The organism is Halobacteriovorax sp. DPLXC-1 (assembly GCF_036903125.1).
GTDB classification, from domain to species: Bacteria; Bdellovibrionota; Bacteriovoracia; order Bacteriovoracales; family Bacteriovoracaceae; genus Halobacteriovorax_A; species Halobacteriovorax_A vibrionivorans.
Genome location: NZ_JAYMCO010000001.1, coordinates 184,107 through 200,924, shown reverse-complemented (window position 1 = coordinate 200,924; position 16,818 = coordinate 184,107). Strand labels below are relative to the sequence as shown.

Here is a 16,818-nt window from a genome sequence, read left to right as displayed (position 1 = left end):
TTCAAAAGGTGTCACAGATTTAGGAGAAACACATGCCTAGAAATTTAGAAGGTAACTTAAATGCATCAGGGAAAAAATTTGCTATTGTTGCTGGCCGTTTTAACGAGCTAATTACAAGTAAGTTATTAGGTGGTGCAATTGATTGTATTAAAAGACACGACGGAGACGTTGAAGATATGGATATTGCTTGGGTTCCAGGCGCATTTGAAATCCCACTTGTAGCACAAAAGTTAGCGGCTTCTAAAAAGTATGATGCTGTTATTACTCTTGGTGCTGTTATTCGTGGATCTACTCCACACTTTGATTTTGTTTCAAATGAAGTTGCAAAAGGTATTTCAAAAGTTTCACTTGATACTAATGTACCAGTAACTTTTGGTGTTCTTACTGTCGATACAATTGAGCAAGCAATTGAAAGAGCAGGAACGAAGGCCGGTAATAAGGGTTGGGAAGCAGCGATGTCAGCAATTGAGATGGCCACTTTACTTGGATCAATTGAATAAGAAAAATTACATTCAGATAAAAAATAAGGCCACTAATAATAGTGGCCTTTTTTATGGAAAAACGAAAAATGATTAAAAACTCTATCGGTGTGTGGTTAGAGCTTCGAGGTCTAAATTATAGTTAAACATGATTCTTGTCAGGTTAATAAATCCTGAATTAAAAGATAGAATGATAAAGAAAAATTGATGCAGCACTTGCTGCATTTAAATGTGCAACATAGTTTGTGATAGGAATAAAAAGTTTTTTATCGCAAGCATCAATAACTTCACGATCCATTCCATTTCCCTCATTACCAATAATTAGACATGTTTTTTGCGGATATTTAAAATCTTGAATTGAAATTGCACCTTCTTCATTCGCCGTGGCAATAACTGTATACCCTAACTCTTGAAGCAGTGAGATATCGTTAACAAGGTTAAGTGATTTCGCAACACGCGCTTCAAAAGCATTACCCATTGATACTCTTATGCAACGTCTTAAATAAGGCGATGCGCTTTTAGCATCATAAATAATACTATCAAAGCCAAAGGCCATCGCTGCACGAGTCATTGTGCCGACATTTTCTGGTGATGTAACACCGTTAAATATAATAATACGATCACCAAGCTCTTTTATATTTAGAAGTCCACTTGTTCTAACTTTTGCAAGAATTCCGTGATGTAATTTAATACCCGTTATATTTTGAAGTTCTTCTTTTGTTCTTATAAAGACTTGATCGCACTTATCATCAATAAGCTCTTTATTGCGTTCATAAAATTCTTGAGTTGCAATAATTTTTTCAACTTGGTGTTTTGATCTAAGTGCCTTGCAAACAACTTTCTCAGTTTCAGCAATACAGTAGTTATCTTTAATTAAATTCTTATCTTTAAGATTATAGAATTCATCAATCATTTTAAGATCCCCTTAAGAAAGCTTCCGGTATGTGACTCCTTACACTTTGCAACTTCCTCTGGTGTTCCTGTGGCGACAATTGATCCACCTCTGTGGCCACCTTCTGGGCCAAGGTCTATAAGTTCATCTGCAACCTTAAGTACGTCAAGATTGTGTTCAATAATAATAACGGAGTTATTACTATCAACTAGATTGTTAATGGCCTTTAAAAGAACATTAATATCTTCGAAATGCAGTCCTGTGGTTGGTTCATCTAATACATATAATGTATGACCTTTTGTAGACTTTGCTAATTCTCTTGCAAGCTTTAGTCTTTGGGCCTCTCCACCAGAAAGGGTAGTTGCGGGCTGTCCAAGAGTCATATAACCAAGGCCTACATCATTCATTGTTTTTAGGATACGTCCCAATCGTCTATGGTTTTTAAAAAACTCATATCCTTCTTCAATTGTCATTTCTAAGATGTCAGCTACTGATTTACCTTTATATAAAACCGAAAGTGTTTCGTTATTATAACGTCGTCCATTACATTCATTACATGTTACATAGACATCTGGTAGGAAGTGCATTTCAATTTTTTGTACACCATTACCTTCACATTCTTCACAGCGTCCACCTTTAACATTAAAGCTAAATCGCCCTGGTTTATATCCTCTTATTTGAGATTCATTAGTTGCCGCAAATAACTTTCTTACATCATCAAATAGTCCAGAGTAAGTTGCTGGGTTAGAATGAGGTGTTCTTCCAATCGGAGATTGATCTAATTCAATAACAGTTTTAATTTCATCAAGGCCTGTGATTGATTTGTAATTTGCCTTTTCATAGATTGAACGATTTGCTCTTGATAGGTGGCTTTTTACTGCTGGTATTAAAACTTCGTGAATTAGAGTTGATTTACCTGAGCCTGAAACACCGCTAACACAAACTAGCCCTCCTAGTGGGAAGTTTACATCAATCTTTTTAAGATTATTATGTTGAGCACCTTTCAATTTAATATGTTTTGTTAATTTTCTTCTTTCTTGTGGGATCGGTATCGTTTGCTTGTGATTTAAATAATCAGCAGTAAGTGATTTCTTCTTTAGAAATGCTTTTGATGTGGCATGGGCAACAACTTCTCCACCATGTAAACCGGCACCTGGACCCATATCAATTATATAATCACTTGCCTTCATTGTGTCTTCATCGTGTTCTACAACAAGTACTGTATTTCCGAGATCTCTTAATTCTTTTAAGGTCTGTATTAAACGAACGTTATCTCTTTGATGGAGTCCGATACTTGGCTCGTCGAGAACATAGAGAACACCTGATAGTGCCGAACCAATTTGTGTGGCAAGACGAATACGTTGTGATTCCCCACCGCTTAGGGTTCTAGCTGAACGATTAAGGGTTAGATAATCAAGTCCAACGTCATTTAAGAACTTTAGTCGAGAAGTGATTTCAGTTAATAACTTTGCCCCAATCTTTTCTTTGATTCCTTCAAGCTTAAGTTCTTTAAAGAAGTCGTATGTTTCACTGAGGGGAATATCACATAATTCTATAATATTTTTTTCAGCTATTTTCGTACTAAGGGCTATTGTATTAAGACGCTTTCCTTCACACTCTGAACATTTTTGAACTTTCATGCTCTTTTCGAGCTCAACGCGTACTCTTTCAGATGTGGATTCTTTGTATTTCTTATTTAGCCAATTTATTAGTCCAGGAAATGGCTTTGAAAATTCAAAGTTTGAATTCTCTGACTTAAATTTATAAGTATAAACCTTATCTGTTCCCTCTGATAAAATCTTAAATATCTTCTTTGGCATTTTTGAAAGAGGCTGTTTAATATCGAAGCCTTCTTCTTTTAGCATGCACTCGACCATTTTATAGAGAAAGTTATTCTTCTTTGTCAGTAGAGGAATTGCCCCTTTTAGAACAGGTAAGGAGTCATCAAAGATTAACTCACTTAAGACAAATTCTTTTGATTCTCCTAGTCCATTACACTTTGGACATGCTCCAACAGGTGAATTAAATGAGAAGAGTCTTGGTTCTAAATCAGGAAAGACTTCACCTGTAACATGAGACATGTTGATTTCTGAATATGTGTGAAATTCATCATCAATCATAACGTGGATGATCCCCATCCCTAATTTTAGGCCAAGTTCAACAGAGTCTGTTAGACGCTTTTCGATGTCCGGCTTAACAAGGATTCGATCAATTACAACAAGAATTTCATCGGTAGCCTTGAGTGACTTTATTTCGCTACTATCAAGTAGCATGATTTCATCATTTACTATAAATCGTGAAAATCCCATCGAAAGATATTTGGCCATTTGTTGCTCTAATTCTTTCTTTGTTTCATCAGTTATTTCTACCGTAATATGAAGTTTGGTTTTTTCAGGTAACTCCATTAAATCTCGAGTGATTTGACCTGGAGTATAGCTTATAACTTTTTCTCCATTATTTGGGTCGTAGAGATCTCCAACTCTTGCATAGAGAACTCTCATATAGTCATAGACTTCAGTTATTGTTCCAACAGTTGAGCGCGGATTCTTATTAGTTGTTTTTTGATCAATTGCAATTGCTGGAGATAGCCCTGTTATTGACTCTACGTCTGGAGCTTGTTGCTGACCTAAGAATTGCCTTGCATAAGATGAGAGTGATTCGATATATCGACGTTGTCCTTCAGCATAGACAGTGTCAAAAGCAAGTGAGCTTTTACCAGATCCAGATGGCCCAGTGATAACTGTTAATTTGTTCTTTGGAATATCAATCGTTACGTCTTTCAAATTATGAACACGTGCTTTTACAATTTTAATTTCATCTTTCATTTTCTATACCTTTAGGGCAAGTTTTAATACGTAGTAACAGCCCATATAGTTAGCACAATCTTTTCCATAAAGATCGAAGGCCGTGCCATGGTCAACACTAAGTCTTAGAAATGGTAAGCCTAGTGTGATATTTGCACCTTTTGATTTGAACATTGTTTTAAATGGTGCAAGTCCTTGGTCGTGATACATATACACAAATAATTTATCATGAGCAAAGCAGTCATTAATAAAAAGTCCATCAGCAGGTAGTGGACCACTGACTTTCTGTTTAACTGTTAAGCCTTTGATGGCATTTGTGACTTCTTTTTCTTCATCACCGAGTATACCACCTTCACCGGCATGTGGGTTGATACCACTTATGATAATTTCATTTAAATTGCCGAAGTATTTTGTGTAGTTATCAACGCAGATATTGATTTTTTTGTTAATAAGATCAGAATTTATTTTGGTAGGAACTTCTTTAAGAGGTATATGATCTGTAATAAGTAAGACGTTTGCCTCATATGATTTAAAGAACATAACGATATTCTCGTTATCATATCTCTTTCTAAAGTACTCTGTATGGCCTGATACATTTTTACCATTAAAGAATAATTCATCCTTTGTGGTTGGCATTGTCACTAATATATCGTTTGGCCCACATTTATTACATGCAAGTTCTAAAGCATTGTGAGAATAGGGAGCCTTTACAGCTGTATAGCTAAGAGATGAAGGGAGCTCTTTTGTAAATTCTTCACCAACAAAGAGATGAAATTGTTCTTGTTGTGCCGATGATAGAAGAGAGTAGGCTTTTAAGAAAACCTCAAGGCCAATTCCCTTCTCATGTCCAGCTGTTACATAGATCATTAGTATGTTTTAACGTAGTGATTCGATTTTTCTCTTTCAAACCACATTTTTGTAACTTCCTTTGCTTTTCTCTCATAGATTTTGGCACGGATTTGTGGCTTTGATTGTTGATAAAGTGATGATTCAACAACATCACGTGTTTTTACGTAGAAGATATGTGTAGCACCCATCATTTCAATTGGCTGAGTGAATTCACCTTCTTGTGTTTTATTTAAAAGACGTTGCAGCTTCTCTGTTAGGCCATCAGCTGTAATGTCTCCAAGAGTTGATGTTTCGATCGAACCATACTCATTTGGAAGTGGTCCACCTTTTTGGAATGATTGCATCGACTTTCTAAAATGCGCATACTTACTCTTTGGTACAATTGAAGGGTCAATTGAGAAGTCCACAAGTGTATAACGATATGAAACAGTCTTATTATTTACATTTTGCTTAAAGAATTCATTCTTTATCTCTTGTTCACTTACAGAGATGAGAGGAATAATAACAACTGAATTAAAATGATTAAATTCAATCGCTTCTTTGTTAAGTTCAAAGAATTCGTCAAAATTTGTATTATTCTTTTTTAAGAATGCAATTAGATCTGCACGACTAAGGCCAAGGCGTTGTTCTTTTCTTTTAATTTCTTTCTCAACTGTAGCGTCTGAAATTACATATCCTTGCTCAGCAAGTGTAGAGCGGATGATGAATTTTCTTATAAATAACTCAGCAATTTCTTTATCTGTGAAATTTTCTTGTTTGTAGATAAAAGGAGAAATGTTTTGACGAATAGGGAGTGATTTTTTAACTCGATCGATCATTGATTTTGTAATGATATGATCATCAACAACGGCCGCTATTTTATCAAGAAGTTTTGCATTGATATTTAATGTTGAAAAAGTAAGGGCCAGTAATAAAAAAAGCCTCATGAACACCTCTATTTATCGTTCTTAGTATCATTATTTACTAGAACAATAATTTATCGTGCCCATGAGGCTTGTGCAAATTATTTGCGCTATTTACTTTAGTTTTTCGTCTAAAATTTTAATTTTTGCTTTTTTACGTAAGTTCTCGAAATAATTAGCAATGATTTTATCTCTCTTTCTATCGTAAACAAACTTTTTATAAACACCCATATTGATCTCATCAAATTTCTTAACTCCTAGAACCTTTACAACATGGTAACCAAGTTGAGTTCTAACAGGGCGTGTAATGTATCCATCTTTTTGGCCTTTAATTGCTGCAAAGTATTCAGGTGCCATAAAGAATGCTGGTTGGTACCCAAGGTCACCACCTGTATGAGCATTTGGCGCTTGAGAATACTTATTAGCTAATTCAGCAAATTTAGTTGGCTCTTTTGTAACTTCTGAATGAATTTCAAAAATTTTCTTTTGTGCTGCTTCAATCTCATTTTGAGATGGGGCAACGCGAACTCTTAGAAGAATATGAGCAGTACGATATTCAGGATATTCTTCATAGAATTTTTTAACATCCTTATCTGTCACTTTAATTTTCTTAAATTCATCTTCAAGATCTTTAGAAACTTGTGCGTTAAATAAAACTTCATTCATTTTTCTTTTAACGTCTGGATCATTTTGAAGCTTTGCTTTTCTTGCTTTTTCTAAACCTAGTTTCTTATTGATAAGATCAGTTAGTACACGCTTCATTGTTACTGGGTCTTCAGAGACAACATATTTATTAAGAAGATACGCTTGATCAAGCTCTTCTTTTGTTATCTTTTCGCCATTAACTTCTGCAACGATCTTTTTAGGGGCAGCTTGAGCTCCTAAAGTGATTAGTAAACCAAGAATGATTTTACCGAACATATTGATATCCTTTTCAAATTATTGAAATTTAGTTCCTTCTTTATCTTAATTGTACCAAATTTATTAAAAACTTATAAATTTCACTAAGATGGAACTATTTTTTCCGCAATTTCCTGACAGAACTCGACTAAAGAGCTCGGAGATATCGTCGTTTTATTGGTAAAAATCAACTTAAAGTCTGGTGTGAAACGATATTTACGTGGCATACCGAGAAAGTTGTTTAAAATATTATTTCTAAGCTCTTCATTGGCCTCAACCATGTCGCGATCAAATTGAAAAATGATTGAATTATCCATAAGTTGAGCAGATTTTATTCCACATGGCATTAGATATGAACGTGCTTCAAGAATTGCTATCAATTGATTAAATTCTTCAGGACCTGGCCCGTAGATATCAAAGATTGTTTCTTTTAAAGCTGTGATTTCATCAATTGATGTGGAGTTTGATAGTTGCTTGTAATATTTAAGTCTCTCACTCGACTCACTGATAAAGTGAGCTGGAATGAATGCCGCAAAAGGAGTATTGATTTCAATATCCTTTTTGATGATTTTCTTTTCTCCTCGCAATTCTTGAATGGCCTCAGTTAAAAGTTCCATATAAAGTTCGAGACCAATTGCTTCGATATGCCCTGATTGGTGAGCACCAAGTATATCTCCGGCCCCGCGAATCTCAAGATCACAATTTGCAATTTGAAAACCACTTCCCATGTCTGCATAAGTTTGAAGAGCTTTTAATCGTTTGGCCGCAACCTCTGTAATATTGCGATTATTTGGAACAACAAAGTAACAATAAGCTTTTTTATCAGAGCGTCCAATGCGTCCACGTAATTGGTGTAATTGAGCAAGGCCATATCGATCGGCACGATCCACAATCATAGTATTTGCATTTGGAATATCAATTCCAGATTCGATGATTGTTGTGGAAATTAGGATCTGGTAAGCACCGTTATAAAAAGCAGAGATGCGTGATTCAAGCTCTTTTTCCGGTAGCTGTCCATGAGCGTAAACGATTTTGGCATCCGGTACTAGCTCTCTAATATAAGCAGTATAGTTTTCAATATCTTGAACTCGATTGTGAACAATAAAAACTTGTCCACCTCGCTTAAGTTCTCGATTAATTGCCGACTGTATAGTGTGATCGTCTTCTTTTATAAGATAAGTTTTAATCGACTGTCTTCTTGGTGGGGCGGTCTTAATTAAAGCAAGATCTTTTAAACCTAAGAATGAAAGTTGAAGTGTTCTAGGAATTGGTGTTGCAGTTAGAGTTAAGAAATCAACTGATGATTTTAAAAGTTTTAATTTATTCTTATGGGCAACCCCAAAGCGTTGCTCTTCATCAACAACAACAAGTCCTAGGTCTTTAAATTTGATCGTTTTACCCAGGAGCTTATGTGTTCCAACGATAATATCAATTTCACCCTTTTCAAGTTTTTCTTTTGTTTCTTTTTCATCTTTACCAGTTTTAAAACGTGATAAGTAATCGATACGAACAGGGAACTTCTCAAATCTTTTAACAAATGAATTATAATGCTGAAGAGCTAGAACTGTTGTTGGAACTAGTATTGCAACTTGTTTTCCATCAAGTACTGCTTTAAAAGCTGCACGCATAGCAACTTCCGTTTTTCCAAATCCAACATCTCCACAAACAAGAAAGTCCATTGCAGACTTTGCCTGCATTTTATCAATTACTGAATCAATAGCATTTTTCTGATCAGGAGTTTCATTAAATGGAAATGATAACTCAAACTCTTTATAATCATGATCAGGTGGTGAAAATGAAAAGGCTTGTGTTGACGCTCTTTCAGCTTGTAACTTTAAAAGATCAAAAGCTAGTTTTTTTACAGAGTCTTTAGCACGTGCTTTAAGCGCAGAGAATTTATTTGTCCTTAAACTATCGACATTGACCTTGACCTCACCACCAGCGTGCTTTTGGATAAGGTTCATTTTATAGATAGGAACAAAAACTTTATCGTTACCTTTATAAAGAATGACAAGGTAGTCGGATTTTGAACCGCCAATATCCATGGCCTCAAGGCCTAAGTATTTTCCAATACCATGTTTAGAGTGGATGACATAGTCGCCTTCTTTTAGTGATGCTAATTGTTCAGCAAAGAGATCAATATCTTTAATCTTAGAAACTTTTGCTTTATCTCGACGAATAGCAAAGAGATCACTGTCTGAGATAACTAGTAATTTATCGCTAGGGTAATAGAATCCCTCAGTCAGTTTAAAATTAATAAAATCAATTCTACTTTGTATTTCACCAGACAATTCAAACATTTCAATTAAATGTTTGATCTCATTTTTTGAATTATCATTTTGAATAGTAAAAATAATTTTACCTGAATATTTAAAGTCGTTTTTTAAATGATCAAATAATCCAGATAAGAACTCTTTTTTTGAATGATAATTAATATCAAACTTAGAGATATAAGACTTAAAAGGTGCAAGACCTAGATCCACTACATTAGTATCATGATCAATTTGAGCATTAATATTTAGATGATTTAAATTAAGAACATTCTCTTTACGTAAACGATCGATAGTTGATAAGTCATAGAAATATTCTGGTGAAGGAAGTAGTTCTTCAGTTTCTTCAAAATCTGTTGATAATTCATCATAATAATTTGTGAGATTGTCTTCTGAATTATCTCGATCAAAAACGATAGTTAACCAGTTCTCATCAATATAATCGAGTAATGATTCTGTTTCATTTGGTTTAAAAAATAATGGTGTGTAGACTGGGTGATTTTCAAAGAGCATTCCGTTTGAAAGTTTTGAAAATAATTCATTTCTAGCTTCAAGAAGTTCTCTTTGGTTGGCCCTTGGTCTTGGTAGATTATCGCGAAGATTATTTGAATAATGAGATTCACAAAAAATCGAAGGGCCTGGAGTAATCGTTAAGCTTTGAACTTTTTTGTCTTTAATTGTTTTTAAAGTCTCTTTATCGATTTCAAAAATTTCCTCAATCATTTCATCAAAGTAGTGAATACGTATCGGGTGCATACCTACTGGATAGATATCAAAGATTTCACCTTTTTTAGAAAATGTACCTTGCTCTTCAACAGTGAATGAAGAAGTGTAGCCAAGTGATACTAATTTTCCTGCCAATTCATCAGGAGAAATAATATCTGATTCTTCAATTTTAAAAGTTGTTTCATTAAAAAATTCTTTTGGAGGTACTTTTAAAGATAATGCTTCTATTGATGTAATGACTGTTAGGTCACTATTTTTTCTTGATATTATTTTTTTTAATGCTGAGTGTCGGGCAAGTTGTGCACTTTCTGATGAATACATTCCAGAATATGGTGATGCGTCAAGCCCAGGATAAAAAACAAGATTTATTTTTAAAAAACTAGATTTTACTAATTCATAATACTGTTCAGCTTCATCTTGATTTTCGAAAATCAATAAATTTGGTGGATGATCATAGCTCTTATTTTGATTAAGTAAAAACTTGAAGAACGCCCAGTACTCCCTGTTTATACCATCAATAGTGAGGTCATGTTGCTTGGTGTCTAACCAAGATAATAGCTTTGTGCGCAGTGGTGTAAATAAATCCATGTCGTTTTTTAACATAATTTCATGTCATGAAAAAGAATTTATGCATTGGCCCATGCGTTACTAAATAGAAGATATTACTCAAAAAAAGAAGGGCCAATTTATTTCCAAAGTGCTAGTAATCGTGTAATATTTGGAAACTTACTTTACTTATACATGGAGAATTATCGATGTCGCAGAACTTTGACGTCTATATGCCGGTGTTAATTTTAGCAGTCGTGGCAGTAGTGGCTTTTGTTGGTACATTGCTTGTTGGTCGTTTAGTAAGACCAAATAATCCAACGGAACTTAAGCAAACACCTTATGAATGTGGTGAGGAGCCAACAGGCGCAGCGTGGTCAAACTTTAATGTTCGTTTCTACGTTATTGCCTTAGTCTTTCTTATCTTTGACGTAGAGGGCGCTTTGATGTTTCCGGTGGCAACAGTTTATAAAAACTTCGTCGACATTGGACAAGGTGGTGCAGTTCTTGGATCACTACTAATGTTCATCATTATTCTAAGTTTAGGTTTAGTTTATTGCTGGAAAAAGGGTGACCTTGATTGGGTTAAGTCTTATGAAGCAAATATAGATGGGAAGGATAAATAATGAATGAAACGATAGTATCGTATTTATCACAAGCTCCTGGCTTTTCTATGGCCGTTGATGGTTTATCAAAGCTACTAGGTTTTGATGCAACTGGAGTTGTAACTTTTTTAATCTTCTTAGTTTTTTCACTTGTGATTGTTGGTGCACTTTCTGCAGTAGGTGGTCTTGGGACTTATGCTGAAAGAAAGATCTCTGCCGATCTACAAATGAGACAAGGTCCAAACAGAGTTGGTCCTTTTGGTATCCTTCAGTTTTTAGCTGATGGTGTGAAGATGCTTTTAAAAGAAGATGTTGTACCACGTGATGCAGATAAATTTATGTTTAATCTGGCACCGATGATGGCACTTGTTGGTGTATTCATGTCACTAGCAGTTGTACCATTTTCAAGTGGCTTTACTCTTACACATTTAAACGTTGGTGTTTTCTACTTAGTAGGTGTTAGTTCACTTGTTGGTGTTGCTATCTTCCTTGGTGGTTACGCTTCAAACTCAAAGTGGTCAATGCTTGGTGGTATGAGAGGTGCTTCACAAATTATTTCTTATGAAGTTCCAGTAACACTTTCGCTTCTTGCAATTGTTGTAATGACAGGTTCTCTTTCATTTAAGGGAATAACGGAAGCTCAAGGTGGTCTACCTCATCAGTGGTTTGTTCTACACAATCCATTTACTTTTATCGGTTTCTTTATTCTTTTCATTGGTGTTTTAGCTGAGACAAACAGAGCGCCATTTGACCTTCCGGAAGCTGAGTCTGAACTTGTTTCTGGTTACCATACAGAATTCACAGGTATGAAGTTCGCATTCTTCGCACTTGCAGAATATATTGAAGTATTTGTTGTTTGCGGTGTTGTTGCTGCTCTTTTCCTTGGTGGTTATCAAGTACCATTTGGACTTGGGACAGGTGAATTCGTAAACAAACTAGTTCCAGCCGCACATCCTATGATTGGAAAGCAAGTTGGAAACTTCTTACAACTTGGTTCTTTTGTAACTAAGACTTTACTACTTTATTACGTTGTAATCTGGATTAGATGGACACTACCAAGAATGAGAGTTGACTCTCTAATGGTACTTTGTTGGAAATATTTAACTCCAATTGCACTATTTAACTTAATTGGTTGTGCTGTATGGCTTTATCTATTTAATGGTAAGTCAATGTGGGCAATCCTTGGAAAAGTAATCGCATCTGCATCAGCTGGTGCGGGCGGACACTAATATTTAAGGATATTTGAGATGTTTATTAACACAATGTTTTTAATTTCAGCTGCGGCAACTATTATAGGAGCATTCCTAGTCGCCGTTTCTAAAAATTTAATGCATGCATGTATTTTCCTTCTACTTTCTCTTTTTGGAGTAGCTGGGCTTTATGCAACTCTAGGTGCTGACTTCTTGGCAGCAACTCAGTTAGTTGTTTATGCAGGTGGTGTTGTAATTCTTATGCTATTTGCCATCATGTTAACTGGTGGTATTGAACAAGCTTTTAATAAGTTTGGACTTAAGAAAGTTGCAGCCATGGGAACAACAAAAACTTATGCAACAGCAGGCTTTATGATGATTGTTATGAGTTTTGTTCTAATGAAGATACTTGCACCAGTTCTTAAAGTTCAAAAGCATGTTGAGCTTGAAGGTATTAAGCCAACAGTAAATGAGATTGGAACTAAATTAATTACAGACCATGTTTTAGCTTTCGAAATTTCATCGATTCTTCTACTTGGTGCACTTGTTGGTGCAGCTGTAATTTCTAGACCAAGGAGAATTAGAAAATGATTTCACTAACATCATACTTGTTAATTTCTTTTTTCTTATTCTTGGCCGGTGTTGCGGTTATGGTTGCAAGAAAGAATATTATTGCAATCATGCTAGGAATTGAATTAATTCTAAACGCTGCAGGTTTAAACTTTGCGGCTTATACAAGATTTGCAAACCAGAATATTGACGGTCATATAATGTCATTATTCATTATTGTTATTGCTGCAGCAGAAGCGGCAGTTGGTTTAGCGATTGTGATTCGTTTCTTCCAAGTTAAAGATACGATTCACATTGATGACGCTACTGAACTACAAAGTTAATTAAGAGATATAAGGGAAGAAAATGGATTATACGATTTCTAGTATTGCTCCAATTGTTTTACTACCGTTCTTTGCTTTCGTAATTAATGCATTTATTGCATCACGCTTTACGAGAACGGCCGTTGCAATCAGTTGTGCAGCAATCGCAGGTTCGACAATTTATGCGTGGAGAATTTTTAGCGATTTCGTTTTTGGAACGTATTCAGCTAACTACCACATTCACAAAGTATTCACTTGGTTTGACCTAAATGGTGGTGGTCAAGAGTTCGCAGTCAAGATGGGATTCTACATCGATAATATGACTGCCGTTCTAGTTATGATGGTTACGGCCGTTGCAACACTGATCCACATTTTCTCAACTTGGTATATGAAAGATGACATGAACTACGGTAGAAACGGACGTTTCTTCACTTATATGTCACTCTTTACTTCAGCAATGCTTGGTCTATCACTTTCAGATAACTTACTTTCAGTATTTATCTTTTGGGAGATCATGGGATTCTGTTCATACTCACTAATTGGTCACTACTATGAAAAAGAAGTTGCTGGTGCAGCTAACGTAAAAGCTTTCATGACAACAAGAGTAGGGGATGTTTTCTTCCTTCTAGGTATTGTTGCTCTTTGGACTGTTGTTGGTTCAGTAAGCTTCGTTGATCTTTATAATGCAATCGATGCTGGTGGATTAGTTGGTAAGGCCGTAATTGGAATTCCTTTAGCAACTTTTGCTGGTATGTGTATCTTCATGGGGACAATCGGTAAGTCAGCTCAATTCCCTTTAAACGTTTGGCTACCGGATGCGATGAATGGTCCTACTCCATGTTCAGCACTAATTCACGCTGCAACAATGGTTGCTGCTGGTGTTTATCTATCTTTAAGAATTTATCCACTTCTTGATGCTGGTGGACTATTAACTTTTGTTGCTTATATTGGTGGTATCACTGCTTTCGGTGCAGCGACTATCGCTCTTGTTCAAACAGACTTTAAAGCGGTTCTTGCTTTCTCAACAATCTCACAACTTGGTTACATGGTACTAGGTATTGGTGTTGGGTCTTATAATGCTGCTTTCATGCACCTAATTACACACGCTGTTTTCAAGGCTTGTTTATTCTTAAGTGCAGGTTCTGTTATTCACTCACTTCATGATCACCACACACATGCTCACGTACAAGAAATGCCGAGAATGGGTGGTCTAAGACATAAAATGAAATTCACTTGGTTTGCAATGTGGTGTTGTACTCTTGCAATCGCAGGTATTCCTTTCTTCTCAGGTTTCGTATCTAAAGATAGAATCCTAGGAGATGCATTAATTGAAGCACTTCATTCACCAGTTATGATTGCTCCGGCAGTACTTGGTTTCATGGGTGCACTACTTACTGCATTCTATATGTGTCGTATGATGTTCCTTGCTTTCCACGGTAAGCCAAGAGACAAAGAAGTTTACGACCACTGCCATGAAGAAAAGTTTTCATGGAATAGAAACCTTCCACTATTACTACTTGCTGTATTTACACTAGGTGTATGGTTTTCAGGTTCTTTAACAGGTCAAGGATTTGTTAAAGTTGCTGATAAGGCAAACGGTAAATATGAGTGGTTCCAAACTTTAATTCAAAAGCCTAAGAAAGGTCAGTTTGAAAATTATAAGAGAGAAGCTCTAGGCTCAATTGATGTTCGTGAAAAAGGAACATTTACTAAGTCTAAGTATGACTCTACTTACGGTCTTTCTGAAGAAGAAGCACATCACATTCACCAGGTTCACTATATTGGTGCTGGTATGTCGATTGTAATTGCTTTTACTGGTGTATTCATCGCTATGATGATGTATCTGTGGGGTAAATGGAATCCAGGATTCTGGGTTAATACTTTCAACCGCTACTACAGAACACTTCAGGGTAAATACTTTATGGATGAGTTCTATATTGATGGATTAATCAAGAAAGGACTTCTTCCATTTAATAACCTATTAGCTAAATTTGACATGGGATTCTATGACAGATTTGCAATTGATGGTTGGGCCGTAGTAACTCGTTTTACAATGAGAATTTCGGCTTGGTTCGATAATTTATTTGTCGACACAATTATGGTTGATGGAACAGGTGCAAGTGTACGTCTTTTTAACGTTATCTTGAGAACTATTCAGAACGGAAAGATCCAGTTCTACATCGCAATTATATTTTTAGTACTATTTGGTTATATTTTAGCTTTATAAGAGAATTAAGGAGTTACAGTGAACGCACATTCTAATCTATTAAGTTGGATTCTGTGGATGCCTATGATCGGTGTTCTTGGGGTACTTTTATTACCTAAGGCAAAAGAGACGGCAATCAGAGTATGGTCATTGATAAATACTGTGATCACACTTGTTTTATCAGGTTGTCTATATTTAAAATTCGACAATACTGTTCCAGGTATGCAGGAAATGTTTACCATTAAGAAAGCATGGATCCCGCAGTTTAATATTTTCTATCACCTTGGAGTTGATGGTATTTCACTTCCAATGGTTCTACTGACAGCGCTTTTATTTGCGATTTGTATCCTTTCTTCTTGGACAGTTAAGAAGCAAATTAAGGGTTACTTTGCATTACTACTAATGCTTCAGTCGACTGTCTTTGGTGTTTTCTTCGCATTAGACTTCTTCCTATTCTATGTTTACTGGGAAGTAATGCTTATTCCAATGTTCTTCTTAATCGGAATTTGGGGTGGAGAAAATAGAGAATACGCAGCTGTTAAATTCTTCTTATATACATTCTTTGGTTCAATCCTAATGCTTGTTGGTATGGTTGCTCTATACTTCGTAACAGGTCAAGGTGTTGACTCATTCAATATTCTAGCTCTTTCTGGTGGTAAGTTTGTAAACGAAACTGTTGAACTATTCGGAATGGCCCTACCATTTGCAAAAGTATTCTTCGTAGCACTTTTCATTGGTTTTGCTATTAAAGTTCCAGTATTTCCTTTCCATACTTGGCTACCACACGCTCACGTACAGGCTCCAACAGCGATCTCAGTTATCCTTGCCGGTGTACTACTTAAGATGGGTACTTATGGTTTCTTAAGAATTGCGTTCCCAATTTTCCCATCAGCTTCTGTTTACTTTGCAGATGCTATTGCGTGGCTAGGTCTTATTAACGTTATTTACGGTGCATTCTGTGCCATGGCACAAAACGATGTTAAGAAACTTGTTGCATACTCTTCAGTTTCTCACATGGGATTCGTAATGTTAGGTCTTGCAGCAATGACTGTTCAAGGTATGAATGGTGCTGTTCTACAGATGTTCAACCACGGTACTTCAACTGCGATGATGTTCCTTCTTATTGGTATTCTTTATGAAAGATCACACCACAGATGGATCGTTAGACCAGATGGAACAAAAGGTTTTGGTGGTCTTTATACACAACTTCCAAAATACTCAATTGTTTTCATCATCGCGATGTTCGCATCAATGGGTCTACCAGGACTTTCAGGTTTCATCTCTGAAGCTTTAATTTTCCTAGGGATCTACGATAGATTTACAACAATCACTGTAATTGCAGTTCTTGGTCTACTACTAGGTGCAGCTTACTTACTATGGATGTTCAAGAGAATGTTCTTTGGTGAAGTTATTGAAGAAAATAAATCTTACACAGATATGAATGCTAGAGAAATCTTCTACATGCTTCCACTTTGTGTGGCAGTAATTGTATTCGGTATTTATCCGTCTCCACTACTGAACATGATGAAGGCTTCTGTAGGTAAACTAGTTTCATTATTAGCGACTTTTTAATAGTC

Annotated in this window: 13 protein-coding genes; 7 read left to right on the top strand and 6 right to left on the bottom strand. The window is 35.7% G+C overall.

Features of this window, described 5'->3' with window-relative positions; translation table 11 throughout:
• Window positions 1-32 precede the first annotated feature (32 nt).
• On the top strand, window positions 33-500 hold the full coding sequence (ribH, locus tag VCM44_RS00995; RefSeq protein ID WP_114706036.1) for a 6,7-dimethyl-8-ribityllumazine synthase: 468 nt from the start codon (window positions 33-35) through the stop codon (window positions 498-500).
• Between the two features lie 157 nt (window positions 501-657).
• Here ribH and VCM44_RS00990 read toward each other — a convergent pair whose 3' ends face one another.
• The 6 genes from VCM44_RS00990 to mfd all read right to left on the bottom strand — a co-directional run bounded on the left by VCM44_RS00990 (window position 658) and on the right by mfd (window position 10,425).
• Entirely contained in the window at window positions 658-1,392 is a 735-nt protein-coding gene (locus tag VCM44_RS00990) for a TrmH family RNA methyltransferase (protein ID WP_334677788.1), read from the bottom strand.
• Window positions 1,389-4,196 (bottom strand): excinuclease ABC subunit UvrA, encoded by a 2,808-nt coding sequence (gene uvrA / locus VCM44_RS00985; RefSeq protein WP_120403969.1) that lies wholly within the window; start codon window positions 4,194-4,196, stop codon window positions 1,389-1,391. The genes VCM44_RS00990 and uvrA overlap by 4 nt, the downstream gene beginning before the upstream one ends.
• A gap of 3 nt (window positions 4,197-4,199) precedes the next feature.
• Window positions 4,200-5,042 carry a PdxA family dehydrogenase gene (locus VCM44_RS00980; protein WP_334677787.1) on the bottom strand — a complete coding sequence of 281 codons (843 nt, stop codon included), beginning with the start codon at window positions 5,040-5,042 and terminating at the stop codon, window positions 4,200-4,202.
• Entirely contained in the window at window positions 5,042-5,950 is a 909-nt protein-coding gene (locus tag VCM44_RS00975; RefSeq protein WP_114706040.1) for a peptidylprolyl isomerase, read from the bottom strand. Before VCM44_RS00975 ends, VCM44_RS00980 begins: the two co-directional genes overlap by 1 nt.
• Window positions 5,951-6,040: 90 nt before the next feature.
• Window positions 6,041-6,847, bottom strand: a complete 807-nt coding sequence (locus VCM44_RS00970) for a peptidylprolyl isomerase (protein ID WP_120403972.1) — start codon at window positions 6,845-6,847, stop codon at window positions 6,041-6,043.
• Window positions 6,848-6,930: 83 nt separating this feature from the next.
• Window positions 6,931-10,425 carry a transcription-repair coupling factor gene (gene mfd / locus VCM44_RS00965; protein ID WP_334677786.1) on the bottom strand — a complete coding sequence of 1,165 codons (3,495 nt, stop codon included), beginning with the start codon at window positions 10,423-10,425 and terminating at the stop codon, window positions 6,931-6,933.
• Window positions 10,426-10,577: 152 nt separating this feature from the next.
• Between mfd and VCM44_RS00960 the strand changes: the two genes are divergently transcribed.
• From VCM44_RS00960 to VCM44_RS00935, 6 genes are read left to right on the top strand one after another with little or no spacing between them, the layout of a single operon-like run.
• On the top strand, window positions 10,578-10,994 hold the full coding sequence (locus VCM44_RS00960; protein WP_114706043.1) for an NADH-quinone oxidoreductase subunit A: 417 nt from the start codon (window positions 10,578-10,580) through the stop codon (window positions 10,992-10,994).
• The gene (gene nuoH / locus VCM44_RS00955; protein ID WP_114706044.1) at window positions 10,994-12,202 is read left to right on the top strand and encodes an NADH-quinone oxidoreductase subunit NuoH; all 1,209 of its coding nucleotides are present in this window, start codon (window positions 10,994-10,996) and stop codon (window positions 12,200-12,202) included. Before VCM44_RS00960 ends, nuoH begins: the two co-directional genes overlap by 1 nt.
• Window positions 12,203-12,220: 18 nt before the next feature.
• A complete protein-coding gene (locus VCM44_RS00950; protein ID WP_114706045.1) occupies window positions 12,221-12,754 on the top strand; it encodes an NADH-quinone oxidoreductase subunit J family protein in 534 nt (177 codons plus the stop codon).
• Window positions 12,751-13,056, top strand: a complete 306-nt coding sequence (gene nuoK, locus VCM44_RS00945; protein ID WP_120403974.1) for an NADH-quinone oxidoreductase subunit NuoK — start codon at window positions 12,751-12,753, stop codon at window positions 13,054-13,056. The genes VCM44_RS00950 and nuoK overlap by 4 nt, the downstream gene beginning before the upstream one ends.
• A 22-nt stretch (window positions 13,057-13,078) precedes the next feature.
• A complete protein-coding gene (locus VCM44_RS00940; protein ID WP_334677785.1) occupies window positions 13,079-15,262 on the top strand; it encodes an NADH-quinone oxidoreductase subunit 5 family protein in 2,184 nt (727 codons plus the stop codon).
• An 18-nt stretch (window positions 15,263-15,280) separates the two neighbouring features.
• A complete protein-coding gene (locus tag VCM44_RS00935) occupies window positions 15,281-16,813 on the top strand; it encodes a complex I subunit 4 family protein (protein WP_233500237.1) in 1,533 nt (510 codons plus the stop codon).
• Window positions 16,814-16,818 lie beyond the last annotated feature (5 nt).

Excerpts from the sequence above, each read along its gene's own strand:
- ribH (WP_114706036.1), top strand. The coding sequence starts at position 33 with ATGCCTAGAAATTTAGAAGGTAACTTAAATGCATCAGGGAAAAAATTT.
- VCM44_RS00990 (WP_334677788.1), bottom strand. The coding sequence starts at position 1,392 with ATGATTGATGAATTCTATAATCTTAAAGATAAGAATTTAATTAAAGAT.
- uvrA (WP_120403969.1), bottom strand. The coding sequence starts at position 4,196 with ATGAAAGATGAAATTAAAATTGTAAAAGCACGTGTTCATAATTTGAAA.
- VCM44_RS00980 (WP_334677787.1), bottom strand. The coding sequence starts at position 5,042 with ATGATCTATGTAACAGCTGGACATGAGAAGGGAATTGGCCTTGAGGTT.
- VCM44_RS00975 (WP_114706040.1), bottom strand. The coding sequence starts at position 5,950 with ATGAGGCTTTTTTTATTACTGGCCCTTACTTTTTCAACATTAAATATC.
- VCM44_RS00970 (WP_120403972.1), bottom strand. The coding sequence starts at position 6,847 with ATGTTCGGTAAAATCATTCTTGGTTTACTAATCACTTTAGGAGCTCAA.
- mfd (WP_334677786.1), bottom strand. The coding sequence starts at position 10,425 with ATGTTAAAAAACGACATGGATTTATTTACACCACTGCGCACAAAGCTA.
- VCM44_RS00960 (WP_114706043.1), top strand. The coding sequence starts at position 10,578 with ATGTCGCAGAACTTTGACGTCTATATGCCGGTGTTAATTTTAGCAGTC.
- nuoH (WP_114706044.1), top strand. The coding sequence starts at position 10,994 with ATGAATGAAACGATAGTATCGTATTTATCACAAGCTCCTGGCTTTTCT.
- VCM44_RS00950 (WP_114706045.1), top strand. The coding sequence starts at position 12,221 with ATGTTTATTAACACAATGTTTTTAATTTCAGCTGCGGCAACTATTATA.
- nuoK (WP_120403974.1), top strand. The coding sequence starts at position 12,751 with ATGATTTCACTAACATCATACTTGTTAATTTCTTTTTTCTTATTCTTG.
- VCM44_RS00940 (WP_334677785.1), top strand. The coding sequence starts at position 13,079 with ATGGATTATACGATTTCTAGTATTGCTCCAATTGTTTTACTACCGTTC.